This window comes from Rhizobium sp. WSM1328, assembly GCF_057653715.1.
Genome location: NZ_CM172788.1, coordinates 2,891,080 through 2,913,847, shown reverse-complemented (window position 1 = coordinate 2,913,847; position 22,768 = coordinate 2,891,080). Strand labels below are relative to the sequence as shown.

The 22,768-nt window shown below is 61.4% G+C and carries 24 protein-coding genes; 15 read left to right on the top strand and 9 right to left on the bottom strand.

The genetic code is table 11. The features are described from left to right. Positions 1 to 98: 98 nt before the first annotated feature. From AC2444_RS14815 to AC2444_RS14805, 3 genes are all read right to left on the bottom strand, one after another. Positions 99 to 302, bottom strand: a complete 204-nt coding sequence (locus tag AC2444_RS14815) for a hypothetical protein (protein WP_012758356.1) — start codon at positions 300 to 302, stop codon at positions 99 to 101. Further along, a complete protein-coding gene (locus tag AC2444_RS14810) occupies positions 299 to 964 on the bottom strand; it encodes an acyl-homoserine-lactone synthase (protein ID WP_003541559.1) in 666 nt (221 codons plus the stop codon). Before AC2444_RS14810 ends, AC2444_RS14815 begins: the two co-directional genes overlap by 4 nt. A 138-nt stretch (positions 965 to 1,102) precedes the next feature. After that, positions 1,103 to 1,828 carry a LuxR family transcriptional regulator gene (locus tag AC2444_RS14805; protein WP_012758355.1) on the bottom strand — a complete coding sequence of 242 codons (726 nt, stop codon included), beginning with the start codon at positions 1,826 to 1,828 and terminating at the stop codon, positions 1,103 to 1,105. Positions 1,829 to 1,951: 123 nt separating this feature from the next. On the opposite strand from AC2444_RS14805, the gene AC2444_RS14800 reads away from it, so the two are divergent. Beyond that, positions 1,952 to 2,146 carry a hypothetical protein gene (locus AC2444_RS14800; protein ID WP_012758354.1) on the top strand — a complete coding sequence of 65 codons (195 nt, stop codon included), beginning with the start codon at positions 1,952 to 1,954 and terminating at the stop codon, positions 2,144 to 2,146. 329 nt (positions 2,147 to 2,475) lie between these two features. Beyond that, positions 2,476 to 4,401, top strand: a complete 1,926-nt coding sequence (locus AC2444_RS14795; RefSeq protein WP_012758353.1) for a DUF5054 domain-containing protein — start codon at positions 2,476 to 2,478, stop codon at positions 4,399 to 4,401. Positions 4,402 to 4,520: 119 nt separating this feature from the next. Here the strand turns inward: AC2444_RS14795 and AC2444_RS14790 are convergent, their stop codons facing one another. Beyond that, the gene (locus tag AC2444_RS14790) at positions 4,521 to 4,760 is read right to left on the bottom strand and encodes a DUF2934 domain-containing protein (RefSeq protein ID WP_012758352.1); all 240 of its coding nucleotides are present in this window, start codon (positions 4,758 to 4,760) and stop codon (positions 4,521 to 4,523) included. A 25-nt stretch (positions 4,761 to 4,785) separates the two neighbouring features. Further along, positions 4,786 to 4,992, bottom strand: coding sequence for a hypothetical protein (locus AC2444_RS14785; RefSeq protein ID WP_012758351.1), 207 nt, complete (start codon positions 4,990 to 4,992; stop codon positions 4,786 to 4,788). Between the two features lie 362 nt (positions 4,993 to 5,354). Between AC2444_RS14785 and AC2444_RS14780 the strand changes: the two genes are divergently transcribed. Next, a complete protein-coding gene (locus tag AC2444_RS14780; RefSeq protein ID WP_012758350.1) occupies positions 5,355 to 5,738 on the top strand; it encodes a BRA0787 family protein in 384 nt (127 codons plus the stop codon). Between the two features lie 121 nt (positions 5,739 to 5,859). After that, complete coding sequence (locus tag AC2444_RS14775; RefSeq protein WP_017994755.1) at positions 5,860 to 6,273, top strand: DUF4174 domain-containing protein; 414 nt, start codon at positions 5,860 to 5,862, stop codon at positions 6,271 to 6,273. Between the two features lie 62 nt (positions 6,274 to 6,335). On the opposite strand, the gene AC2444_RS14770 is transcribed toward AC2444_RS14775, so the two are convergent. Then, complete coding sequence (locus tag AC2444_RS14770) at positions 6,336 to 7,046, bottom strand: GntR family transcriptional regulator (RefSeq protein WP_012758348.1); 711 nt, start codon at positions 7,044 to 7,046, stop codon at positions 6,336 to 6,338. A gap of 266 nt (positions 7,047 to 7,312) precedes the next feature. Between AC2444_RS14770 and AC2444_RS14765 the strand changes: the two genes are divergently transcribed. The 8 genes from AC2444_RS14765 (at position 7,313) to AC2444_RS14730 (ending at position 14,603) form a co-directional block, all read left to right on the top strand. Beyond that, positions 7,313 to 8,401, top strand: coding sequence for an ABC transporter ATP-binding protein (locus AC2444_RS14765; protein ID WP_041935557.1), 1,089 nt, complete (start codon positions 7,313 to 7,315; stop codon positions 8,399 to 8,401). 52 nt (positions 8,402 to 8,453) lie between these two features. Next, positions 8,454 to 9,752 carry an ABC transporter substrate-binding protein gene (locus tag AC2444_RS14760; RefSeq protein WP_012758346.1) on the top strand — a complete coding sequence of 433 codons (1,299 nt, stop codon included), beginning with the start codon at positions 8,454 to 8,456 and terminating at the stop codon, positions 9,750 to 9,752. Positions 9,753 to 10,061: 309 nt separating this feature from the next. After that, a complete protein-coding gene (locus AC2444_RS14755; protein WP_012758345.1) occupies positions 10,062 to 10,976 on the top strand; it encodes an ABC transporter permease in 915 nt (304 codons plus the stop codon). 1 nt (position 10,977) lies between these two features. Beyond that, positions 10,978 to 11,799 carry an ABC transporter permease gene (locus AC2444_RS14750; RefSeq protein WP_012758344.1) on the top strand — a complete coding sequence of 274 codons (822 nt, stop codon included), beginning with the start codon at positions 10,978 to 10,980 and terminating at the stop codon, positions 11,797 to 11,799. A 1-nt stretch (position 11,800) separates the two neighbouring features. Next, the gene (locus AC2444_RS14745) at positions 11,801 to 12,544 is read left to right on the top strand and encodes an aspartate/glutamate racemase family protein (protein WP_012758343.1); all 744 of its coding nucleotides are present in this window, start codon (positions 11,801 to 11,803) and stop codon (positions 12,542 to 12,544) included. 3 nt (positions 12,545 to 12,547) lie between these two features. Beyond that, positions 12,548 to 13,159: a flavin reductase family protein gene (locus tag AC2444_RS14740; protein ID WP_012758342.1), complete on the top strand. Its 612-nt coding sequence runs from the start codon at positions 12,548 to 12,550 to the stop codon at positions 13,157 to 13,159. 190 nt (positions 13,160 to 13,349) lie between these two features. After that, the gene (locus tag AC2444_RS14735) at positions 13,350 to 13,847 is read left to right on the top strand and encodes a heme-degrading domain-containing protein (RefSeq protein ID WP_012758341.1); all 498 of its coding nucleotides are present in this window, start codon (positions 13,350 to 13,352) and stop codon (positions 13,845 to 13,847) included. 132 nt (positions 13,848 to 13,979) lie between these two features. After that, entirely contained in the window at positions 13,980 to 14,603 is a 624-nt protein-coding gene (locus tag AC2444_RS14730) for a DUF2799 domain-containing protein (RefSeq protein WP_012758340.1), read from the top strand. 9 nt (positions 14,604 to 14,612) lie between these two features. Here AC2444_RS14730 and AC2444_RS14725 read toward each other — a convergent pair whose 3' ends face one another. Then, positions 14,613 to 15,872, bottom strand: coding sequence for an AGE family epimerase/isomerase (locus tag AC2444_RS14725; RefSeq protein WP_012758339.1), 1,260 nt, complete (start codon positions 15,870 to 15,872; stop codon positions 14,613 to 14,615). 272 nt (positions 15,873 to 16,144) lie between these two features. On the opposite strand from AC2444_RS14725, the gene metH reads away from it, so the two are divergent. The 3 genes from metH to AC2444_RS14710 all read left to right on the top strand — a co-directional run bounded on the left by metH (position 16,145) and on the right by AC2444_RS14710 (position 20,745). Beyond that, positions 16,145 to 19,918 carry a methionine synthase gene (gene metH / locus AC2444_RS14720; protein WP_017994753.1) on the top strand — a complete coding sequence of 1,258 codons (3,774 nt, stop codon included), beginning with the start codon at positions 16,145 to 16,147 and terminating at the stop codon, positions 19,916 to 19,918. Between the two features lie 195 nt (positions 19,919 to 20,113). Further along, complete coding sequence (locus tag AC2444_RS14715; protein WP_003541516.1) at positions 20,114 to 20,347, top strand: type II toxin-antitoxin system Phd/YefM family antitoxin; 234 nt, start codon at positions 20,114 to 20,116, stop codon at positions 20,345 to 20,347. Next, entirely contained in the window at positions 20,344 to 20,745 is a 402-nt protein-coding gene (locus AC2444_RS14710; protein ID WP_012758337.1) for a type II toxin-antitoxin system VapC family toxin, read from the top strand. Before AC2444_RS14715 ends, AC2444_RS14710 begins: the two co-directional genes overlap by 4 nt. A gap of 3 nt (positions 20,746 to 20,748) precedes the next feature. Here AC2444_RS14710 and AC2444_RS14705 read toward each other — a convergent pair whose 3' ends face one another. Both AC2444_RS14705 and AC2444_RS14700 read right to left on the bottom strand, forming a co-directional pair. Continuing rightward, positions 20,749 to 21,513 (bottom strand): GntR family transcriptional regulator, encoded by a 765-nt coding sequence (locus tag AC2444_RS14705; RefSeq protein ID WP_012758336.1) that lies wholly within the window; start codon positions 21,511 to 21,513, stop codon positions 20,749 to 20,751. Then, positions 21,510 to 22,394, bottom strand: coding sequence for a glucosamine kinase nucleotide-binding domain-containing protein (locus AC2444_RS14700; RefSeq protein ID WP_012758335.1), 885 nt, complete (start codon positions 22,392 to 22,394; stop codon positions 21,510 to 21,512). Before AC2444_RS14700 ends, AC2444_RS14705 begins: the two co-directional genes overlap by 4 nt. Positions 22,395 to 22,768: the final 374 nt, after the last annotated feature.

The window sequence follows — 22,768 nt, the reverse complement described above, 5'->3', positions numbered from 1 at the left end:
ACGGGGGCGCGCAGCCGCAAAACGGGGACTGTTTTTGCGGCTGCGCGCGAGGCGCCGGGAGACATGCTCGTCTTCAGGCGGCGGAGGGGAACCGGCCCTCAGCTGAAGCTGCTCCTCAGCGCCTCGTTCTCATGATGGGCCTTCTTCTCGTAGATCGTGAACAGCGCCATCGAGAGGAGATAGGAGAGGAAGGGATCCCCTATCTGCGTGGCGATGTCGCGGGATGCGAGAACATGGCGCTCCAGCGCGCCGATATCCTTCTGAATTGCGGTCTGCGTAGCGGTTTCAGCGAGGCGGTTCATGCTGCCATCTCCAGGAATTGGGTCACGACCGAGCGGGCCGGCACGTGCCTGACATAAAGGGGTAGGGTGAGGCCGAGGGCGGCGCGCATCTTGCGCAGCACGCGGTCCGATACTTCGAAGGCGCCGCAGCAGACGGGGTATTTGCCGTAACCGTCTGCGCGGCCGAGTTCTTCCACTTCGGCGCCGGCGCGCTTGTAGACGCGCTTGAGGTAGGGCTCGTAGTTGGAAATCATCGTATGGATGCCGTGATCGAGCGCGCATTCGCAAAGCGCAAGCAGCATCATGGAGAAAGCGCGGCCGGCGTCGACATTGGAGAAATCCTTGGCGATCGCCTCCTCGTCGATGCACATGCGTGTGCCTTCCCAGATGCCGGGGGCGATAAGATTGGCGGCGTCAGGAAACGTCTCGCGGAAGACGTCGTAGAGAAGGGTCGGGCCTGTCGTCGGCATCAGGCGCATGCCGCCATAAAGACGGGTGCGGCTGTCGTTGCACCAGACGAGATAGGCGGGGGCGAGCGAATCGTAGCTGTCGCGTTCGTAGGGGCCGATGACGGGAACGTCCCAGCCGAGCGTATCGGCGAAGACCTTCTTGCGCAGGCGAAACATCTGGTCGAGTACGGCAGCGTATTTCTGATACTCATGTGCCTGAATGATAACGAACATTTTGCCCTCCAGCGTTTTCAAGTTCGTGGAAAGCAGAATGGTTCATGCGGGCCGGATCGGAAATTCCCTCAGATGGGCCCCCCCAGATGAGGGGGGCAGAGCATGTCGCGCAAAGCCGCGGTTTTGCGGGCCGATGCGCTAGGGATTGATAATGCGCAATTGAACGGCCCGGGAGGCGGCCGCCGAAATGGTGGCGCAGCCGAGCTTGAAGCGGGCAGTCTTCAGATAATCGCGCGTGGTGTGCTCCGATATGCCGAGGATGACCGAAATATCCTTGTAATCCTTGCCCAGCGCCGTCCAGTGCAGGCACTCGATTTCGCGCGGCGACAATGACGGCACCGGATCGTTTTCGCCATGCAGCTCGTAGACGGCCTTGCGGTGGATCAGATGGGCGATCTCGATCCATTCGTTGCGGCAGCGGCGGACGAGTTCGGTCCATTCCTCGGCCGGGATGCGGGCATTCAGCGACAAGAGCGCACGGCGTTGCGCTTTGTCGGCGACGGGAATGGAGTAGCCGTTGCCGCCGATGCCGTGCTTTTGGGCGTCGACCAGCATGGCATAGGCCTCGGGCGTCGGCTCGACCTCGCTCCAATCGAAGGGCAGCTGGCGTTCGAAGCCCTGTTTGACGATCGGATCGACCTTCACATAGCTGTTCAAGAGGTAGCGGGAGACCCAGGCATCCGGATAGGTGGTGCGCACGAAGGGCGAATCGATCTTGGCCGCGATCGTCTGGGCGAGATGGTAGGTGACGAAATCGAGGCCATATTCCGTCTGGAGAATGCGGATGGCGGCATCCACATTGGCCGCGGCCTTGATCTGTTCGAAAGCGGACTCGAACTTTTCGCTGTAGGTATTCTCAATCATTTCCACTGCCCCAATCCCCTCAATCCTACCGCGAGCGCTGTCATAAATACAAGGCATCCCCACATATGCGGGGAATGACAATCCGGGTCCCACCTGCTAGCGCCTGTCATGAGGAGACCTCATATGGACAGCAAGAGACCATTCGAGATTGCCGAATGCCAACAGGCCGCCAAGGGCCTGAAATCCAGCTGGCAGGACATGGCAGGCTCCGAAGCGCTGATTCGCGCCCTCGTTGCCGAACGCAACGGTGACACGCCGCTGGCGCTGTTCTGGACCGAGGTCCACCGGGCGCTCTGCCAGGAAAGCAACGCTTTCTGACGATCGGCCTTCCCCGAACGACCAGCCTTTTCTCCGCAATCTGGGCGGGGCACCCGCGCCAGTCGGCAGGGAAATCCCACCGCCTTTCCTCCAAAATTGCCGATGAACACGTCTTCATTCATGTCGTGATTCGATTTGATGGCGAAAGGATCGGACGCTGCGTTCTGGATCTATGGTTAAGAAATCCGCATTATTTCATCGATCTGTTCCAAAACGGTTGACGGAGCGTTTGTGGCAGGAGCAATGGTGTTTGTGGAAACGGTTACATTCCGTCGCGCCTTTGTAGCGCTGGCAGAATTTCGGGTATCATCACCGATGTGTGGAATGGAATGACTGAAAAGCGTGTGCATCTGGTCTTCAAGACCCACCTCGATATCGGCTTTACCGACCATGCCGAGAAAGTCCGCCGGCAATATCACGAGCGCTTCATTCCGCAGGCGATCGAGACCGCCAAGCATTTTCATGCCGAAAATCCCGACGAGCCGAAATTCATCTGGACGACGGGCGCATGGCTGATCTGGGACCATCTGAATTCGCGCTCGGCGGGAGAGGTGGCAGCGCTGGAACAGGCGATTGAGCGCGGGCTGATCCGCTGGCACGGCCTGCCGTTCACCACGCATACGGAGCTGATGTCGCCCGACCTTTTCCGGGCCGGGCTTTCCTATTCGCAGGAGCTCGACCGGCGCTTCGGCAAGACGACGATCGCGGCGAAGATGACCGATGTGCCCGGCCATACGCTCGGCATGGTGCCGCTGCTTGCCGAGGCGGGCATCCGCTTCCTGCATCTCGGCGTCAATACGGCCTCACCGCCGCCCGATGTGCCCGACATCTTCCGCTGGCGGGCGCCCGGCGGCGAGGAGGTGGTCGTCATGTACCAGCGCTCCTATGGCGAGACCTGTTTCCCCGACGGTTTCGAGGACGGGCTGAGCTTTGCCCATACCAACGACAATATGGGGCCGCAGAGCGTGCCGCAGACGGCCGAAGCCTATCGCGAATTACGCGCCCGTGAGCCGGATGCGATCATCCGCGCTGCGACGCTCGAGGATTACGGCGCCATTCTTTGGGACGAGCGTGAGCGCTTCCCTGTGGTCGAGCTGGAACTCGGCGACAGCTGGATCCATGGCAGCGGCAGCGATCCTGTGAAGACGGCGCGGTTCCTGGCGCTGCAGCGGCTCTACGACCGTTTCGCGGCGGATGGGCTCGATGCGCGACGTCTCGCCTTCGGGCGCGGGTTGGCGATGGTGGCCGAGCATACCTGCGGCGTCGATATCAAATCCTATCTGCGCGACGATAAGGCGTGGTCGCGGGCCGATTTTGAGGCCGCGCGCCGATCCGATTATCGCTTCGCCTATACCGAAGCCTCGTGGGACGAGCAGCGGGCCTATCTCGACCAAGCGGTCTCGCAGCTTGACGAGACGGACCGGCAGGCGGCCCAGGCGGTGCTTGCCGAATTCGCCACGCCTGCCGTGATCGAGGGCGGCGGGCGGGAGCTCCGCCTGCAGGCCGGCGGCTGGTCGATCGCGCTCGACGGTGCGAGCGGCGATGTCGCCGAAATCACCTCGCCCTCCGGCCGGACGATCTCCGGCCGCAACGGCTCGCTGATCGCCTATCGATATGAGAGCTACGATGCCGGCGACGTTAACAGGCACATGGAGACCTACCTGACCCATCGCCAGGAATGGGCGGTGCTCGACCATGACAAGCCGGGGCTTGCGCGGTCCGGGGCAGCACTTTCGAAGGTTTCTCTGCCGGCGCTGGAAGCGACTGATGGGGCGGGCATCCTTCTGTCGATGCCGGCAGTGGCGGTGCAGAAATATGGCGCGCCGCCGCATGTGATGCTGCATTTCATCGCCGAGGGCGATCGCCTGAACCTCAGCCTGACATTGCACGACAAGCCGGCCAACCGCATGCCGGAGGCAAGCTTCCTCTCCTTCACGCCTGAGGGTGACGGGGACTGGAATTTCCGCAAGATGGGCCTCTGGCATCGATCCGGGAACATTGCGACGAGCGGCGGCGGGCAATTGCAGGCTGTGACCGCAGCACGCGGTGATCTTGTCGATGGCCTGCTGACAATCGAAACCTTCGATGCGCCGCTCGTTGCGCCGCAAGGCTCAGATTTCATGACGTTCTATAGGACGCGGCCGGACTTCGGCTCTGGCATTCGCTTCAATCTGCACAACAATAAATGGGGAACCAATTTCCCGATGTGGTGGCAGGGAGATTTTCAGGCGCGCTTCCGGTTAAGGTTCGACTGAGTTGCTCGATCTGGCATCGAGCGGCGCGATCCCGCAGGGGATTGAGCCACGGGATTCGCCGCGATTGGGCCGCTTCATCCTGTACGGATTAAGCGGCCCGGTCCGGTGTGAGAAAGGGTTCAGCCGACGTTTGCGGTTGGGCTGAACCAGCCGGCGCATGGCGCTTCGGGCCGTTGCGGCTTCGGGCGAAACTTCACCAGGACCTCGCGACCATCGGACGAGGCCTGCGTGCGCTCCAGCGCGTCTCGTTCGGCAACGGCCTGGCGCCAGTGCTCGTCGCCGCGGCCATCAGGCCGGCCCTGTTCCTCCCAGATCGCGTAAGCCCGTTTGCTGATCCATTCGTGGCGTCTATCGCTCATCTCTCTATTCCATTCGTCAAAAGTGCTATTCGGCAATTCCGTCCTGCAGAACCGGCGGCCGGCGCTTGGCTGCCATCAGCAGGTCGAGTTCGATCGAGGACGGCCCGAAACGGGTGAACAGGCTTTCTGCCTGCTCGTTTCGGAGGCCATATTTGGAGGCGAATTCATCAAGGCTATAGGGGCGGCCGCGCAGGATCCTGCTGCGGCGCTCCGGTTCACGGATTTGCGTCATTGGTGGTAACCCCAGTGTGTGTTGCGAATTGTGAGAACAAAACAAATTACAGCTACAAAAGTTCCGTGAGTTTTCAGGGTTTTTTCGCCCTCGCCGTGCCATTTCGGAGCGATCCTAGGCGGGTGGCATAGATTTTTAAGGCTGGTGTGCGCGGAGAAAATTTCGTCTAAAACACGCAAGAATATCAGGGTGTTATGGAAATCGCTTCCGCGGTGGCGGATAAATGGGCTTTACGCCGGCGCGTTACTCTATAGAATCAATAGTGTTATTCGGTTCGCAGGGGCAGCGAAATGTTCCGTTCCCCGCGTTGGCGCGACCGAGACCGGAGGACTTTGGCTTCAACCCATCAAGAGGAGACAGACATGATGAATGCACTGCCGCCACTTCATGACGGCCACGCGCCGTTTAACCTCCAGCAGCTGTTTCGCGAAGCGCTCTATGCCTTCGAGGAATGGGACAGCGAATTGACCGAACCGATCGTGACCTACGAAGGACGGGTCATGCCGATCAGCTTCGTTTTTGAAGCCATGCGCGAATGCACCGACATCGTGCCGATGAACATCGTCGGCGCCGTCACCGAACGGCTGACCAAGCCGTGGGAGGGCGAAGGCCCGCTCGACCAGATGACCTTCTCGACGGCGGCGCGTGTCATGCGCGTTTTGGTGCGCAAGCGCCTTCTCGTCACCGGGGCTGCGGATCTCGTCGCCGTGTCGGCCCACGCGTCCGAAGACCAGGGCCGCGACTGATAGAATAAGGATCGCGGCCATGGCTGCGATCCTTTTCCGCTTTTGGCGGAACCTCGCTTATTGCCAGCCGTTTAATCCGGCAGGCACGGCCACATCAAGCGATGGCCGAGGAATGAGCACCATGCTGAAATCTTTTGTTCATGAAATCATCGGTACTCCCAGGCGTGAGCCTGAGCTTCCGCAATCGCTGGAGCAGTTTCGCGACAGAAAACGAGTGCTGATCATCTTCGCCGATGCGCAAGATGACCGCGCGCTCATCCAGGATGAATGGCTGCGCAAGGCGCATATGCGCCTGATCGAGGAAGACGTCGAGGTGTTCAGTATTGCTGGCGGCGGCGCGTTTGCGCTGTTCGACGATGACTGGGACCTCGATGCCGACGATATTCGCAATCGGCTGCAGGGACCGCCGTCCGGCGAGTTCGGGCTGATCCTGCTCGGACGGGACGGAATCGTGAAGCTGCGCTCGAGCGAGCCAATGACCGCCGAGGATATCTTCGCGGCTTTTGAATTGCTGCCGAAGAAGACGCCCTGGTAGCGTTTCGAGAGTCCGTTTGAAGCGCGGCGCGGGAAGCATCCGCGCCCGCATCTTTTGCATGTTCAGAGTTCGAAGGCTTCCTTGAGACCCAGGCTCTTGCGTTCGCGCAGGTCGAGATCGGCCTCGATATGGGTGATGTGGTGCAGCATCAGCTGGCAGGCGCGGTCGAGTTCGTCGGCTTCGATTGCCGAGATTATGTCACCATGTTCGGAATGGCCGCAGCTCGATGCGGTCGATTGCCCGTAGAGCGCAATCACCAGCGAGGAGCGGGCGACGAGCTCTTCCATGAAGCGCTGCATGATCGAATTGCCCGATATGGCCGCCAGCATCAGATGAAAATCGCCCGATGCCTTGATTTCGGCGCGGCGCGCCGTCTGACCGCGCTCGCTCATCAGGCGGCCTTCTTCCAGCAGAAGCTGTCGCAAATGGCTAATATCGTCAGGCGTGATCCGCGCCGCCGCCTCGCGCAATATGCCTGGCTCGACCAGGCGGCGGGCGGAAAAAATCTGGCGAGCCTCTTCGGGCGAGGGATAGGCGACGAAGGCGCCGCGGTTCTTCTCGACGCTGACAAGGCCTTCATAGGAGAGCGCCTGCAGGGCGGCGCGCGCAAGCGTGCGGCTGACGTTGAAGAGATTGCCGACATCGCTTTCTGAAAGCTTGGTGCCGGGCGAGAGCCTGCGCTCGACGATCGCTTCGCGAATGGCATCGCGAATCTGTTGCGCGCCGGTTTCGGCGGAGTCTTCGGCCTGCTGAGCCTTGGCGGCGGATTTCATGAAATTTATTTCCTGATGGTCGGCAAACCATACCCGGCTTCGTGGTAAAGTTAAACAGAATTTGTCCCCGAAATTGCAATCGGATTGTATACGATGTTTTGCACAAATTGCGCACGATAGCCTAAATCATGTGCAGATCGCTTTGCGCCTATAATTTGCTCTCTCCATTGCGGTGTTGATAAAATCATTATTTCGCAATGGCTTGCTGCAAGCATCGGAGTCTGGCACGGCAGATGCATCGTCTTTTCCGAACAGGGGAAGGCATGATGTCGAAAGCGGCAGAGATCGATATAGTATCCGTTTCGAAGGTTTATGGCGCGACGACGGCGGTCCATGCGATCAGCCTGAAGATCCCCGCCGGCTCCTATTGCTGCTTTCTTGGCCCATCGGGCTGCGGCAAGACCTCGACACTGCGCATGATCGCCGGCCACGAGAGCATCTCGTCGGGCGATATTCGCCTCGGCAATGTGGTCGTCACCGATTTTCCGCCGGCCAGGCGTGGCACGGCGATGATGTTCCAATCCTACGCGCTTTTCCCGCATCTCGATTTGATCGACAACGTCGCCTTCAGCCTGAAGATGAAGGGTATCGATAGGCAAGAGCGGCAGGCCAAGGCGCTCGAAATGCTGAAGCTGATGCAGATGGAGGCCTATGCCAATAGGCGTCCGGCCCAGCTTTCCGGCGGCCAGCAGCAGCGCGTGGCGCTGGCGCGCGCGCTGATCACCGATCCGGAAGCGCTGCTGCTCGACGAGCCGCTGTCGGCGCTCGATCCGTTCCTGAAGATCCGCATGCGCGCCGAACTCAAGAAGCTGCAGAAGTCGCTCGGCATCACCTTCGTGCATGTCACCCACAGCCAGGAAGAGGCGATGGCGCTCGCCGACGTCATCGTCATCATGAATGACGGCCGGATCGAGCAGGCGGCCGCCCCGCGCGAGGTCTTCGAGCGGCCGGCGACGGCCTTCGTCGCGCGGTTCATGGGCGACCACAATGTGCTGTCCGGCCGGGTGACGTCGAACGAGAACGGCGTGCTCGTCATGACCGTGCCGGAAGGTCAGAGCTTTTCCGTGCGCGGGACGGGCAGGGAAGTCGGCGAGCCCATCGATATCGGTATCCGCACCGACCGCGTGCGCCTGCAGGTGGCGACCGAATGGACGCTCGGCTTCGACGGTATCGTCTCCAACATCGAATATCGCGGCTCTTCCGTGAAGATTACCGTCCTCGGCGCCGGCAGCGACGACTTCACCGTCATTGCCGACGACGGCGACTATTTCGCCCGGCCGGTTGCCGTCGGCGACACCGTCTCGCTCAGCTGGGCGCTCGACGATGCCGTGCTTCTCGGCCGCTCTTCCGCATGAGCCATCACCATCAAGAACACTGAACCTTCCATCCAAGAAAAGGGGAACTGACATGACGACTGAAACGACATCGACCAAGGCGGAAAAGGGGCTTTCCCGCCGCACGCTGCTGAAGACGGGTGCTGCTGCCGTCGGCGCCATCGCCGGCTCCGGCGCCATCACCGGCTTTCCCACCATCTGGGCGCAGACGAACATCACGCTTCGCCAGTTCGGCACCGGCGTTTCGAACATCAATGCCATCGCCGAGAAGTGCAAGGCCGATCTCGGCATCACGCTGGAGATGACGGCAACCGATTCCGACGCCGCCGCCCAGCGCGCCGTCACCCAGCCTGACAGCTACGACATTGCCGACGTCGAATACTGGATCGCCAAGAAGGTGTTCCCGACCGGCGTGATGCAGCCGATGGACGTCAAGAAGCTGAAATATTACGACAAGATCGTGCCGCTGTTCATCAACGGCAAACTGAAGGCAGACAGCGTCATCGCCCAGGGCACGGCGCCGCACACGGTCGGCTTCGTCGAAGCGCAGGATTCCAAGAAGTTTGCCAAGGAGCCGACGCAGTGGATGACGATGGTTCCGACCATCTACAATGCCGACACGCTCGGCATCCGTCCTGATCTCACCGGCCGTCCGATCACCAGCTGGGCCGATATTCTCGATCCCGCCTTCAAGGGCAAAACCGCGATCCTCAACATCCCGTCGATCGGCATCATGGATGCGGCGATGATCATGGAAGCTTCCGGCAAGATCAAATATGCCGACAAGGGCAACATGACGAAGGAAGAAATCGACAAGACGATCGAATTCCTCATCAAGGCCAAGGGCGACGGCCAGTTCCGCGCCTTCTGGAAGAGCTTCGACGAGTCGGTGAACCTGATGGCGTCGGGCGAAGTGGTCATCCAGTCGATGTGGTCGCCGGCTGTCGCCGCCGTCCGTTCGAAGGGTATCGCCTGCACCTTCCAGCCGCTCAAGGAAGGCTACCGCGCCTGGGGCGGCGGTCTCGGTCTCGCCTCGCACCTCAAGGGCGCGCAGCTCGACGCCGCCTATGAATACATCAACTGGTACACGTCCGGCTGGGTCGGCGGCTATCTCAACCGCCAAGGGTACTATTCCGCCTGCATGGACACCGCCAAGGGATTCATGTCGGCCGACGAATGGGGCTACTGGATCGAAGGCAAGCCGGCTGCCGGCGACATTCTGTCTCCCGAGGGCAAGGTCATGGAGAAGGCCGGTGCCGTTCGCGACGGCGGTTCCTTCGAAGCCCGCATGGGTGCTGTCGCCTGCTGGAACTCCGTCATGGACGAGGACCGCTACATGGTCCGTCGCTGGAACGAGTTCATCGCTGCCTGATCCACGTCGAGAGGGCGGAGAGCTACTGTCTTTCGCGATGCTCAAGACGTCGCTTCGCTCCGCCCCCTCATCCGACCCTTCGGGCCACCTTCTCCCCGCTGGGGAGAAGAGGGAGTCCGTGGCCACGTCGTGAGACAAAATCAAGTTCGCGGTAGTCTAGGCGCTGCCGCGAATCTCTTCTCCCCAGTGGGGGGCCGAAAGGACGGGTCGAGACCAGTGGCTCGACCCAGGCAAAGGTGCCGGCAGGCGGATGAGGGGGCGGCACGCACCTTCGTTCCACTTGACGTAATCAGAACGGAGAACCGGATCATGGCGACCATCGCAGCGGAAACGGAGGAGGATGGCCAGGGCGCGCGCGGCGGGCGCGGACTGAGGCTTTCCCCATCGGCGATCTCCTATCTCCAGGCGACGCCGCTGTTCGTCATTCTCGGCTTGTTCTTCCTGCTGCCAATCGCCATGATCGCGGTCGTCAGCTTCTGGGACTACGACTTTGCCGGTCTCTATCCCGATTTCCTGACGATGAACTACACCGACACGCTCGGTTCGTGGGTGACGTGGAAGATCTATCTCAACACGCTGAAATTCACTGCGATCGTCTGGGCGCTGACGCTCGTCATCGGTTTCTGGGTCGCCTATTTCCTGGCCTTCCACGTCCGCAAGACCTCGACGCAGATGATCCTCTTCCTCGTCTGCACCGTGCCGTTCATGACCTCGAACATCATCCGCATGATCTCGTGGATCCCGGTGCTCGGGCGCAACGGCCTCGTCAATTCGACGCTGATCAAGATGGGCATCATCCCGCAGCCGATCGAATGGCTGCTCTATTCCGATTTCGCCGTCGTGCTCGCCATGGTGCACCTCTATACGCTGTTTATGGTGACGCCGATCTTCAACACGCTCATGCGCATCGACCGATCGCTGTTCGAGGCGGCGCGCGATGCCGGCGCCTCCGGCTGGCAGGTGTTGTGGAACGTCGTCTTCCCGCTCGCCAAACCCGGCATGGCGATCGGCACGATCTTCGTCGTCACGCTCGTCATGGCTGACTTTTCGACGGTGCAGGTGATGTCCGGCGGCCAGAGCGCTTCGGTGGCGCTGATGATGAAGAACCAGATGTCGCTGCTGCAATATCCGGCCGCTGCCGCCAATGCAGTGGTGCTGCTCGCCGTCGTGCTGTTGATGGTCGCGGCCATCCTGCGCGTCGTCGACATCCGCAAGGAGCTTTGAGATGAGCCACGAAAAACGCGGCCTGGAATTCTATCTGCTGGCGCTCTTCTTCATCATCTTCGTGCTGTTTCTCTACGGCCCGCTTTCGGCGATCCTGATCCTCTCCTTCCAGGGGCCGGACGGCGGCCTGACCTTCCCGATGAACGGTATTTCCACGCACTGGTTCTTCAATCTGTTCGAGAAGCAGGCGGTCGGCGATTTCGGCGCCTCGTTCCGCCGCTCCTTCACCCTCGGGCTGATGGTGATGGCGGTGACCGTCGTCGTCTCACTGCTCGCCGGCCTTGCCTTCCGCCGCCGTTTCCGCGGTTCGACCGCGCTGTTCTATGCCACGGTCGCAAGCCTTGTCGTGCCGTCGATCATCATCTCGCTCGGCATCGGCGTCGTTTTCCAGGAGGGAGGGCTGAAGCCCGCCTGGTATTCGTCGGCCTTCGGCGCGCATCTCACCTGGACGCTGCCGTTCGGCGTGCTGATCATGTTTGCCGTCTTCAACCGCTTTTCGCCGGCCTATGAAGAGGCGGCGCGTGACCTCGGCGCCAGCTCCTGGCAGACGTTCCGCCATGTCGTGCTGCCGATGATCGCGCCGAGCCTCATCGGCGTCGGCCTGTTCGGCTTCACGCTCTCCTATGACGAATTCGCCCGCACGCTGATGACATCAGGCACCTACAACACGCTGCCGCTTGAAATCTACGGCATGACCACCAACGTCACGACGCCGGTGCTCTATGCGCTCGGCACCGTGACGACGCTGTTTTCCTTCACCATCATTCTCATCGCACTCGGCATCATGACGATGCTCAGCCGGCGGCAGGCAAAGATAAACTGACATGCGCATCCTCATCGTCAATCCGAACACCACGGCCTCCATGACCGAGAAAGCCGCCACCGCCGCGCGCGCGGTGGCGGCATCCGGCACGGAGATCATCGCGGCCACCTCGCGCATGGGGCCGGTTTCCATCGAAGGGCACTACGACGGGGCCTTAGCGATTCCCGGCCTGCTCGCCGAACTCAGGGAACGGCAGGGTGTAGGCTATGACGCGGCTGTTATCGCCTGCTTCGACGATACCGGGCTCGAAGCGGCGCGGACCTTTGCCGATGTGCCGATCCTCGGGCTTTGCGAGTCCGCCGTGGTGACGGCTGGTTTCCTGGCGCAGCGCTTCACCGTGGTGACGACGCTGGAGCGCTCGCGGGTGCTGATCGACAATCTGGTGCGCCGCTACGGCATGGGCGACCGCGCCAAGGTGCGCGCCTCAGACATCCCTGTGCTGGAACTGGAAGATCCGGCCTCGGGCGCGATCGGCAAGCTCAGGGCCGAGATCGAGCGGGCGCTTTTGGAAGACGGCGCCGAGGCGATCGTGCTCGGTTGCGCCGGCATGACCGATCTGGCGCGCGAACTGCAGCAGATCTACGGCGTGCCTGTCGTCGACGGTGTCGCCGCCGCCGTCAAGCAGGCCGAAGCGCTGGTGTCGCTCGGGCTTTCCACCAGCAAGCGCGGCTCCTACGCGTCGCCGCTGCCGAAACCCTTCACCGGGGCGATGAGCGGTTTCTCGCCGGTCCTGAAGGTCGGCTGAACGATGTCCGTTTCCTTCGATTTCCAACAGCTCACCGAGCGCCAACGCTACAAGCTGATGATCGGCACGATCATTCCGCGCCCGATCGCTCTGGTGACGACGGTCGACGAAAACGGCCGGATCAACGCCGCACCCTTCAGCTTCTTCAACTGCCTCTCGGCCGATCCGCCGATCCTTGCGATCGGGGTCGAGAACAATGTCGACATGTCGTTCAAGGATACCGGCCACAATATCCGCATGACCGAGGTGTTCACGGTCAATATCGTCTCCTTCGCGATCGCCGAGGCGATGCATGTCTGCGGCGCCAAATATCCGCGCGGCGTCGACGAGTTGAAGGAAGCGGGCTTGACGGCGATGCCGGGCGAGAAGGTGGCCTCGCCCTTTATCGCCGAGGCGCCGGCCGCCTTCGAATGCAAGCGGCACGTGACGCTGGAGCTCGGCCGGTCGCGGCAGATCGTCATGGGCGAGATCGTCTACGCGCATTATCGCGACGGCGTGGTCGATCCTGAACGGCTGCATGTCGATCCGGCCGCGGTGGATGCCATTGCGAGGCTTGGCGGCGATACCTGCGCCACTACCCGCGACCGCTTCGAGATGCTGACGCCGAAGCTCTGACATAGAGCATTTCCGTTTTCTTCGGAGTGATGAAAATGCTCTATCTCTTTGTCTTCGCGCAATTGCGGACGCAAAACCGCGGCGCAGTTTTGCTGGAGTTGCTCCAGGGATAGGTCCAAGTTTTTGCTTTACTTTTTTGCTCCCCGCGAGAATGGTCTGCACGGATCATCGCGCAAGAGGAACGCTCATCATGACAATCGAGGACGATCTCAGCCGGATCGCGGAGCAGGAGAAAGTCCTAAGCTTCGACGCTTTTGATCTGACGACGGCATGGCAGCTCGGCAAGCTCCTGCAGGAACTCGCCACCGAGCGTGGCCTCGGCATCGCGATCGACGTGACCCTGCATTCGATGCCGGTCTTCTATGCGGCACTCCCGGGTGTGACGCCCGACAACGTCAACTGGGTCCGCCGCAAGCGCAATATGGTGCTGCGTTATTTCCGCAGCAGCTATGCCTCCGGCCTAAAGCTGCAGAAGGATGGCAAGACGGTCGAGGATAACGGGCTTTCCGGCGCAGACTATGCGCCACATGGCGGCAGTTTCCCGATCAACGTCAAGGGCACCGGCTGCATCGGCGCCGTCACCGTCTCAGGACTGCCGCAGCGCGATGACCACAATCTGGCGGTCGAGGCGCTGGCGCTGATGCTTGCCAAGGATCTGGATACGCTGCGGCTGGCCCCGCTGCTCTGACGCAGTCTGCGCTGCCGTAATTTTGACAGAAAAAAGCCATGAAAACTGCAAATTCGCGTCGCTGCTCCGGTGACGCGGGCTTGTCCTGCGGCTAAGCTGCGGCATCGCACTCCTCATCTTACCCGGGACGCCATGATCCGCTCGTTTCTTGCGCTTGCCGCCACCATCGGCTTTGGCCTTTTCCTTGTCTCCTGCAACACGCTGTCCAAGGAGGAATGCGTCGCCGCCGACTGGCGGGTGATCGGCGAGAGCGACGGGGCAGCAGGCCACGAGCCGCAACAACGCTTCGCCGCACATGCGAAATCCTGCGAGCGGGTCAAGATCGTGCCCGATCAGACGATCTGGTTTCAGGGATATCAGACTGGCCTGGTGCGCTACTGCACGCCGCTCAGCGGGCTTGCGCGCGGCCAGGCGGGCAGCGGCTACGCCAATGTCTGCCCGCCCCAGACCGCACCCGGTTTCCTGCGCGGCTTCGGCCTCGGCAGCAAGCAGCATGGGCTGCAGGCGCGCCTCAGCTCGATGCAGAACGACTATAGCTCCAAGGAGACAAGCATCGATGAGCTTTCCGACAAGCTGAGGGATGCCAAGGACGGTGACCGGTCGGAACTGCGCCGGCGGATCGAGGATCTCGAAGACGACATGCACGACATCCGCCGCGATCAGCGCGATGTGCAGGACGAACTCGACCGCGTCAACGAGGATGTCGAGTGGTTCCAGCGAAACCCCAACGCCGCACTGCCGCCGCCGGGCTACTGATCTTCGGCCTCAGATCCTGCCGCCAGCCTCAGTGATGCCCTTCGTCAGGCTGCCCGTTGCCGGGAAGAGCGGGATGAGGCAGGCCTGCAGGGCGTGATAGATATCGCCCTTGCCGGGGAAGAGCGAGTGAGAGGGGACGAGATCTTCCGTCAGTTCCTCGTGCCAACCGCCGTTCTTATGGTCGATGAAGGCGCGCTCGATCACGTTCCAGATCTGGCGATAGCTCTCTTCATGGAAATCGCTCGGCAGATGCTCGTTGAGGAAATGTGCAGCGGCCGCAGCTTCGCAGGCTGGCCACCAGAGCTTGTTGCGCTTGGCGGGCTTGTCTTCCCAATCGAGCGTGTAGAAGAAGCCGCCCTTGTCGTTGTCCCAGCCGAGCGCCATGGATTGGGCGAAGAGGGCCTTGGCCGCATCCGGCATCCATTCGATCCGTTTGCCGCCGAGCGCCCAGAGCTGCAGGATGAGGCGGGCCCATTCCAGCCAGTGGCCGGGCGTCGTGCCGGCCGGGCGGAACATTTCGTTCGGATGGTAGTAAGTCTTGTCGAGGTTCCATTCGGCGTCGAAATGCTCGGCGACGCGCCAGTCGACGGAGCCGGCGACGCGGCGGATGACGAGATCGGCGATGCTTTCGGCCTTGGACAGATAGTCCCCGTCGCCGGTGGCTTCGAAGGCCGCCATCAGCGCTTCGGTCAGGTGCATGTTGGAGTTCTGGCCGCGATAGGCGCCGCCATCGAGGGGCTGCCAGTCGGCGGTGAATTCCTCGGCGATCGCGCCGTGCTTTTCTTCCCAGAACTTCGTGTTGAGGATCTTGGTGATATCATCAAGCATGCCGTCGGCAAGCGGATGGCCGATCGTCTTTGCGGCTGAGGCGGCGAGCAGCACGAAAGCATGGCCATAGCCCTGCTTGTTGGAATCGACGGGTCCGTCATTGTTGAGCGACCAGAAATAGCCGCCGTTTTTCCGGTCGCGATGATGGTTCCAGATATAGTCCATGCCGTGGTCGACGACATCTGCAGCGCCGGGGCGGCCGAGCAGCGCGCCGATCGAGAAGCAATGCACGGCGCGCGCCGCGATATGGATGCCGCGAACCTGGCCCTCGGCGTCGAGAGGCCTGCCGGCGTCGTCGAGATCGTAGAAACCGCCCTTGGGATTGACCGAATTGTGCTGGAAGAAATCGAAGAGACCGTTCGCCTGGGTCAGCAGCCAGCCGCGATGATAGGCGCGGGTCGTCCAGTTTCCAAGCACGGCGTTGCCGGTTGCGGGTGCCATGATGCTCCTCCGATTTCGTGCACAAGCGTCGCAAACGCCTATATAGAGGTCGGGCAAGCCTGTCATCTGGCTATCGCATCGGCTGGAAAATCGGGGTCGATTTTCAAAAAGCACGATGCGAAGATTCAAACTGCTGCAGCGTCCTTTGCGTGTCTTAATAGACGCGCGGCGCTGTAGACTTGCAAAGCACGAAATCGATCGGCATATATTGACATAAAGATATCTTTATGTGATTTGGACTGTCTGGTCTTACGACGTCAAGGAGCCCTCCCGTGTTTGACAATCTCTTTGGTCCGGAAACGGGCAAACGTGACGGCAGTGAAGTTTTCGCAGCTTTGAAACAAGCCGCGAGCGAGCGCATCCTTGTTCTCGACGGCGCCATGGGTACGCAGATCCAGGGGCTGGGCTATGACGAAGACCAGTTTCGCGGGACGCGCTTCATCGGCTGCGCCTGTCACCAGAAGGGCAATAACGACCTCCTGATCCTGACCCAACCGGACGCGATCGAAGAGATCCATTACAGATACGCCAAGGCCGGCGCCGATATTCTCGAGACCAACACCTTCTCCTCGACCCGCATCGCGCAGGCCGATTACGAGATGGAAGGTGCAGTCTACGACCTCAACAAGGAAGGCGCCGAAATCGTGCGGCGGGCAGCACAGCGCGCCGAGCGCGAGGACGGCCGCCGCCGTTTCGTCGCCGGCGCCATTGGGCCGACCAACCGTACCGCCTCGATCTCGCCTGACGTCAACAACCCGGGTTTTCGCGCCGTGACCTTCGACGATCTGCGTTCCGCCTACGGCGAGCAGATCGACGGGCTGATCGACGGTGGCGCCGACATCATCCTCATCGAGACGATCTTCGACACGCTGAACGCCAAGGCTGCGATCTTCGCCTGCGAGGAGCGCTTCGAGGCCAAGGGCGTGCGCCTGCCCGTGATGATCTCGGGCACGATCACCGACCTTTCCGGCCGCACGCTGTCCGGCCAGACGCCATCTGCCTTCTGGAACTCGGTGCGCCATGCCAATCCCTTCACGATCGGGCTCAACTGCGCGCTCGGCGCCAATGCGATGCGCCCGCATCTGCAGGAGCTTTCGGGCGTTGCCGACACCTTCATCTGCGCCTATCCGAATGCCGGCCTGCCGAACGAATTCGGCCAGTATGACGAAACCCCGGAGCTGATGGCGGCGCAGATCGACGGCTTCGCCCGCGAGGGCCTCGTCAACATCGTCGGCGGCTGCTGCGGCTCGACGCCCGAGCATATCAAGGCAATCGCCGAGACCGTTGCGAAATACAAGCCACGGCCGATTCCCGAGCATCGCCCGTTCATGTCGCTGTCGGGTCTCGAACCCTTCGAGCTGACGAAGGACATCCCTTTCGTCAATGTCGGCGAGCGCACCAACGTCACCGGCTCGGCCCGCTTCCGCAAGCTGATCACCAATGCCGATTTCACCGCAGCGCTCGATGTCGCCCGCGACCAGGTCGAGAACGGCGCCCAGGTGATCGACATCAACATGGACGAGGGGCTGATCGATTCCGAAAAGGCGATGGTCGAGTTCCTCAACCTGATCGCCGCCGAGCCTGACATTGCCCGCGTGCCTGTGATGATCGACTCGTCGAAATTCTCGATCATCGAATCCGGCCTGAAGCGGGTCCAGGGCAAGCCGATCGTCAACTCGATCTCGCTGAAGGAAGGCGAGGAGAATTTCCTCGCCCAGGCGCGGCTGCTGCACAATTATGGTGCCGCCGTCGTCGTCATGGCCTTCGACGAGACGGGGCAGGCGGACAGCTACGAGCGCAAGGTGGATATCTGCACACGCGCCTACAAGCTGCTGACCGAAAAGATCGGCTATCCGCCCGAGGACATCATCTTCGATCCGAATATTTTCGCGGTCGCGACCGGCATCGAAGAGCACAATAATTACGGCGTCGACTTCATCGAGGCAACGCGGACGATCCGCGAGCGCATGCCGCTGGTGCATATTTCGGGCGGCGTCTCCAACCTGTCCTTCTCGTTCCGCGGCAACGAGCCGGTGCGCGAGGCGATGCACGCCGTGTTCCTCTACCACGCCATCCAGGCGGGCATGGACATGGGCATCGTCAATGCCGGCCAGCTTGCCGTCTACGATAATATCGATCCCGAGCTGCGCGAGGCCTGCGAGGACGTGGTGCTGAACCGCCGGCCTGATGGTACCGAGCGGCTGCTCGAAGTGGCGGAGAAATTCCGTGGCGGCGCGGCACGCGAAGGCCGCGTCCAGGATCTTTCCTGGCGCGAATGGAGCGTCGAGAAGCGTCTCGAACATGCGCTGGTCAACGGCATCACCGAATATATCGAGGCCGATACCGAGGAGGCGCGCCAGCAGGCTGTCAGGCCGCTGCACGTCATCGAAGGGCCGCTGATGGCCGGCATGAACGTCGTCGGTGACCTGTTCGGCTCGGGCAAGATGTTCCTGCCGCAGGTGGTCAAGTCGGCGCGCGTGATGAAGCAGGCGGTGGCCGTGCTGCTGCCCTACATGGAAGAGGAAAAGCGCCTCAATGGCGGCGAGGAACGCCGGTCGGCCGGCAAGATCCTGATGGCGACGGTCAAGGGCGATGTGCACGATATCGGCAAGAACATCGTCGGCGTCGTGCTTGCCTGCAACAATTACGAGATCGTCGACCTCGGCGTCATGGTGCCGGCGACGAAGATCCTCGAAACGGCGATTGCCGAAAAGGTCGATGTCATTGGCCTTTCCGGCCTGATCACGCCGTCGCTCGACGAGATGGTGCATGTCGCGGCCGAAATGGAGCGGCAGGGCTTCGAGATCCCGCTGCTGATCGGCGGGGCAACGACCAGCCGCGTGCATACGGCCGTGAAGATCCATCCCGGCTACAACAAGGGGCAGACGATCTACGTGACCGATGCGAGCCGCGCCGTCGGCGTCGTCTCGGCCCTGCTGTCACCGGAGAACCGCCAGGCCTATGTCGACGACATTCGCGCCGAATATGCCAAGGTGGCGGCCGCCCATGCGCGCAGCGAGGCCGAGAAGGTGCGCTTGCCGTTGCCCCGGGCTCGCGAGAATGCGCATAAGGTCGATTGGTCTGCCTACCGGCCGGTGAAGCCGCAATTCTTCGGCACACGGGTGTTCGAGGATTATGATCTGGCCGAGCTTGCCAAATATATCGACTGGACGCCGTTCTTCCAGACCTGGGAGCTGCGCGGCCGGTACCCCGCCATTCTGGAAGACGAGAAGCAGGGCGAGGCGGCGCGTGCGCTCTGGGCCGATGCGCAGGCCATGCTGAAGAAGATCATCGATGAAAAGTGGTTCCGCCCACGCGCCGTCATCGGCTTCTGGCCGGCCGGCGCCGTCGGTGACGACATCCGACTGTTCACGGACGAGAGCCGGAAGCACGAGCTTGAGACCTTCTATACGCTGCGCCAGCAGCTTTCGAAGCGGGACGGGCGGGCGAACGTGGCGCTCTCCGACTTCGTGGCGCCTGTCACAAGCGGTGTTCAGGATTATGTCGGCGGCTTCGTGGTGACGGCGGGTATCGAGGAAATTGCCATCTCCGAGCGTTTCGAACGGGCGAACGACGATTATTCCTCGATCCTCGTCAAGGCGCTGGCCGACCGCTTCGCCGAAGCTTTTGCCGAGCGCATGCATGAGCAGGTGCGGCGCGAATACTGGGGCTACGCCAAGGACGAGACGCTCAGCAAGGAGGATCTCATTACCGAAGCCTATGCCGGCATCCGCCCGGCGCCCGGTTATCCCGCCCAGCCTGACCACACCGAAAAGGCGACACTCTTCAAGCTGCTCGATGCTGAAAAAGCGGCCGGCGTAAAGCTGACGGAGAGTTATGCGATGTGGCCGGGTTCCTCGGTCTCGGGCCTCTATATCGGCCATCCCGACTCCTATTATTTCGGCGTCGCCAAGGTGGAGCGCGATCAGGTGGAAGACTATGCGGCCCGCAAGCAGATGGCGGTGTCTGAAGTCGAGCGCTGGCTCGGGCCGGTGCTGAACTACGTGCCGCGCAAGACGGACGAGCAGATCGAAGACGCGGCCTGATTGCCGAGTCTTCACGGTCGCTTAGGGCGGCGTCCTCAGAGATTGATTCAATAAATGAAAACCGGAAGGGATTCACCTTCCGGCTTTATGATTTTGATGCGGCTCAATAATTACCCGCATTCAGGCTGGTTGAATTTGATAGCGGAATTGACGATGAGGCGGTATACTTAGTCAAGTTAGCTAATGAGGGCGACGATGCAGGTTACCATCCATGCCGCAAAGACCAATCTGTCGAAATTGATCGACGCCGCCCTTTCCGGTGAGGAAGTGGTGATCGCCAAGGGGCGCAAGCCTGTCGTGAAGATCATTCCGATTGTGCAGTCTTCCTTCAAGATCGGGCTGCTCAAGGGGCAAGTTGTTGGAAATGGACCCGACTTTTTTGAGCCCATAGATCAGGGCGAACTTGCGGCTTGGGAAGGGGGCGAGTGAACTCGCTTCTGCTCGACACCCATGCCTGGGCATGGTCGCTGACCGGCGACGAGCGGCTCTCGGCCAAGGCGATCGCTCTGATCGAAAAGGCGGAGACGATTTTCGTCAGCCCAATATCCCTATTTGAAATCGGGCAGAAGGTTCGTCTCGGCAAGTGGCCGGAGATGGAGCCTTTCATCGGCCGGTTGCCGGAACTGCTGCATGAACAGGGTGGCATTGCCGCGGCATTGACACCGGAAATCTGTCTGACCGCAGCCATGATGGATTGGACACATCGCGATCCGTTCGACCGGTTTCTTGCCGCGACCGCCATGCAGAATGGAATACCACTTATCTCCGCCGATGCGATCTTTGATAATCTTGTCGGAAATCAGCTTTGGATCGCCCGCTTCTGGTAGGGCTTACGTCACCGCGATCGTCAGTTCCGCGACAAAGTCATAGGCATCGCCGCGATAGAGCGAGCGGGTGAATTCGACGGCGCGGCCGGAGCCGAGATAGGAGATGCGCTCGATCGACAGGCCAGCCGCACCCGCGGAGACGCCGAGAAGCTGGGCGTCGGCTTCCTTCATATTGGTTGCCGAGATGCGCTGCACGGCGCGCACGGGTCGGACCTGGAGGCGTTCGAGCTCGGCATAGAGCGAATTGGTGACGGCCGAGGGATCGGGCAGGAACTCGCCGGAGACGCTGGCATTCTCGATCGCCAGCGGCTGGTCGTCGGCGATGCGCAGGCGCGAGAGGCGCGAAACCTTGACGTCGGCACCGAGGCCAAGGATCATCATCTCGTCGGGCGAGGGCGTGTGGATGCCCTTATGCAGCCATTCGGAGCGGGAGGACATGCCGCGGCGCGCCATGTCCTCGGTGAAGGAGGTGAGCTGCGACAGGCGCTGCTCGACCTTGGAGACCGGCTTGGCGACGAAGGTGCCGGAACCGTGACGGCGCACCAACAGGCCATCGGCGACGAGTTCGTCGATCGCCTTCCGCACGGTGACGCGGCTGACGGCGGCCAATTCGGCGATGTCGCGTTCCGGCGGCAGCGCATCGCCGTGACCAAGCGTGCCGGTGCGCACGGCTCCTTCGAGCGTGCGGCGCAGCTTGACGTAGAGCGGCCCTGTGCCGGCTGCCTGCAGGCGCTCCAGGGAAAGGAGGGTGGCGAGGTCGTCGGTCATGCCGCACCCCTCTGCCTGTCGTTCAAGAGCTTGACTGCAAGTTCAACCGCGCCCTGCAGGGCATCGCCTTTTGGCTTGGCAAGCAGGGACCTGTAGCGTTCGGATAGCCAGGGCTCGTAGGCTTCGGAAAGGCCGCCGAGCAGGCAGATCGACGGGCATTCGGGCCAGAGCAGTGCTTCGAGACTTTCGCCGATAGCCGTTGCCGCATCCGTGACGATGCCAACTGCAACGGCATCGTCCTTGGCCGCATGTTCGAAGACGATCGGTGCGTAACGGGCAAAATCCTTTGGTCTTGCCGAATGGGCGAATTCGACGATGCGCTCTGGATCGTTGCCATATTGGGTCATGACCGCTTCGGTGATCGGCGATACCGGGCGCACCCCGTCATGGGCGAGCAGCGATTGTTCCAGGAGGTCGCGGCCGAGGCGGGCACCGCTTGCCTGGTCGCCGACGACGAAACCCCAGCCACCGATGCCGTTCAGTCGGCCATCCCTGCGGGCATTATAGACCGAGCCAGTGCCGAAGGCGCCGACGATGCCGTCGGCATCGCCGAGCGCCCCCTGCAGGGCGATCAGCGCATCGGTGACGACGCGGCCTTCGGTGAAAGGCAGGGCCTTTTCGATTCGTCTACCATAATCGCCGACATTGGCGCCGGCGACGCCGACGACGGCTGCGACGGAGGAAATGGTTTCAGCGGCAAGCCCGGCATCGCCTAGCGCCTGCCGGGCGGATTCGACGATATTGAGAAGGGAGTTTTCCAGATCCGACAGGATGTTGGCAGGGCCGGCTTTGCCACGGCCGATGACATTGCCGTTCCTGTCCGCGACTGCGGCCCGGCAGCTCGTTCCGCCGCCGTCTATGCCGATTGCAAGCTCCGTCATCGGGCCTCCGAATATGCCGTTCCCTATGTTTTAATACAATACCAAAAAAATACCATTTACCAAGTGGGAATGACGTGGAAAATCAATCTTTTTATCATATTGATTTTGCTAGATTAAATTTTTTAATGAGTTTTATCAGGCCGAAAAGTTAATTTCGGCTGGACAATTGGTATTTTTTTGGCATTAATTCGGCAAAAGGGAACAGCACTTCGAAGCCCACGAAAACCGGCAGTTAAGTCAAGCCGGAACCGCTTCGAGGATGATCGAGAGAACGACCCCCGGCCCATCAAGCTGGGGGCGAATTCGGCCATCCATCGGCTTTCCCCGCCATTTCGCCACCCCGGTGCAGTCGCCGGGAAGGCGCGCAGTTCGGC

Bases quoted from the DNA above. Each gene is read 5' to 3' on its own strand.
- AC2444_RS14765 (WP_041935557.1), top strand. From the start codon at position 7,313: ATGTCGAAAGCGGCAGAGATCGATATAGTATCCGTTTCGAAGGTTTAT.
- AC2444_RS14790 (WP_012758352.1), bottom strand. From the start codon at position 4,760: ATGAGCGATAGACGCCACGAATGGATCAGCAAACGGGCTTACGCGATC.
- AC2444_RS14810 (WP_003541559.1), bottom strand. From the start codon at position 964: ATGTTCGTTATCATTCAGGCACATGAGTATCAGAAATACGCTGCCGTA.
- AC2444_RS14775 (WP_017994755.1), top strand. From the start codon at position 5,860: ATGCTGAAATCTTTTGTTCATGAAATCATCGGTACTCCCAGGCGTGAG.
- AC2444_RS14700 (WP_012758335.1), bottom strand. From the start codon at position 22,394: ATGACGGAGCTTGCAATCGGCATAGACGGCGGCGGAACGAGCTGCCGG.
- AC2444_RS14740 (WP_012758342.1), top strand. From the start codon at position 12,548: ATGTCCGTTTCCTTCGATTTCCAACAGCTCACCGAGCGCCAACGCTAC.
- AC2444_RS14725 (WP_012758339.1), bottom strand. From the start codon at position 15,872: ATGGCACCCGCAACCGGCAACGCCGTGCTTGGAAACTGGACGACCCGC.
- AC2444_RS14800 (WP_012758354.1), top strand. From the start codon at position 1,952: ATGGACAGCAAGAGACCATTCGAGATTGCCGAATGCCAACAGGCCGCC.
- AC2444_RS14755 (WP_012758345.1), top strand. From the start codon at position 10,062: ATGGCGACCATCGCAGCGGAAACGGAGGAGGATGGCCAGGGCGCGCGC.
- AC2444_RS14730 (WP_012758340.1), top strand. From the start codon at position 13,980: ATGATCCGCTCGTTTCTTGCGCTTGCCGCCACCATCGGCTTTGGCCTT.
- AC2444_RS14770 (WP_012758348.1), bottom strand. From the start codon at position 7,046: ATGAAATCCGCCGCCAAGGCTCAGCAGGCCGAAGACTCCGCCGAAACC.
- AC2444_RS14795 (WP_012758353.1), top strand. From the start codon at position 2,476: ATGACTGAAAAGCGTGTGCATCTGGTCTTCAAGACCCACCTCGATATC.
- AC2444_RS14745 (WP_012758343.1), top strand. From the start codon at position 11,801: ATGCGCATCCTCATCGTCAATCCGAACACCACGGCCTCCATGACCGAG.
- AC2444_RS14785 (WP_012758351.1), bottom strand. From the start codon at position 4,992: ATGACGCAAATCCGTGAACCGGAGCGCCGCAGCAGGATCCTGCGCGGC.
- AC2444_RS14815 (WP_012758356.1), bottom strand. From the start codon at position 302: ATGAACCGCCTCGCTGAAACCGCTACGCAGACCGCAATTCAGAAGGAT.
- AC2444_RS14715 (WP_003541516.1), top strand. From the start codon at position 20,114: ATGCAGGTTACCATCCATGCCGCAAAGACCAATCTGTCGAAATTGATC.
- AC2444_RS14750 (WP_012758344.1), top strand. From the start codon at position 10,978: ATGAGCCACGAAAAACGCGGCCTGGAATTCTATCTGCTGGCGCTCTTC.
- AC2444_RS14705 (WP_012758336.1), bottom strand. From the start codon at position 21,513: ATGACCGACGACCTCGCCACCCTCCTTTCCCTGGAGCGCCTGCAGGCA.
- AC2444_RS14805 (WP_012758355.1), bottom strand. From the start codon at position 1,828: ATGATTGAGAATACCTACAGCGAAAAGTTCGAGTCCGCTTTCGAACAG.
- AC2444_RS14780 (WP_012758350.1), top strand. From the start codon at position 5,355: ATGATGAATGCACTGCCGCCACTTCATGACGGCCACGCGCCGTTTAAC.
- AC2444_RS14760 (WP_012758346.1), top strand. From the start codon at position 8,454: ATGACGACTGAAACGACATCGACCAAGGCGGAAAAGGGGCTTTCCCGC.
- AC2444_RS14735 (WP_012758341.1), top strand. From the start codon at position 13,350: ATGACAATCGAGGACGATCTCAGCCGGATCGCGGAGCAGGAGAAAGTC.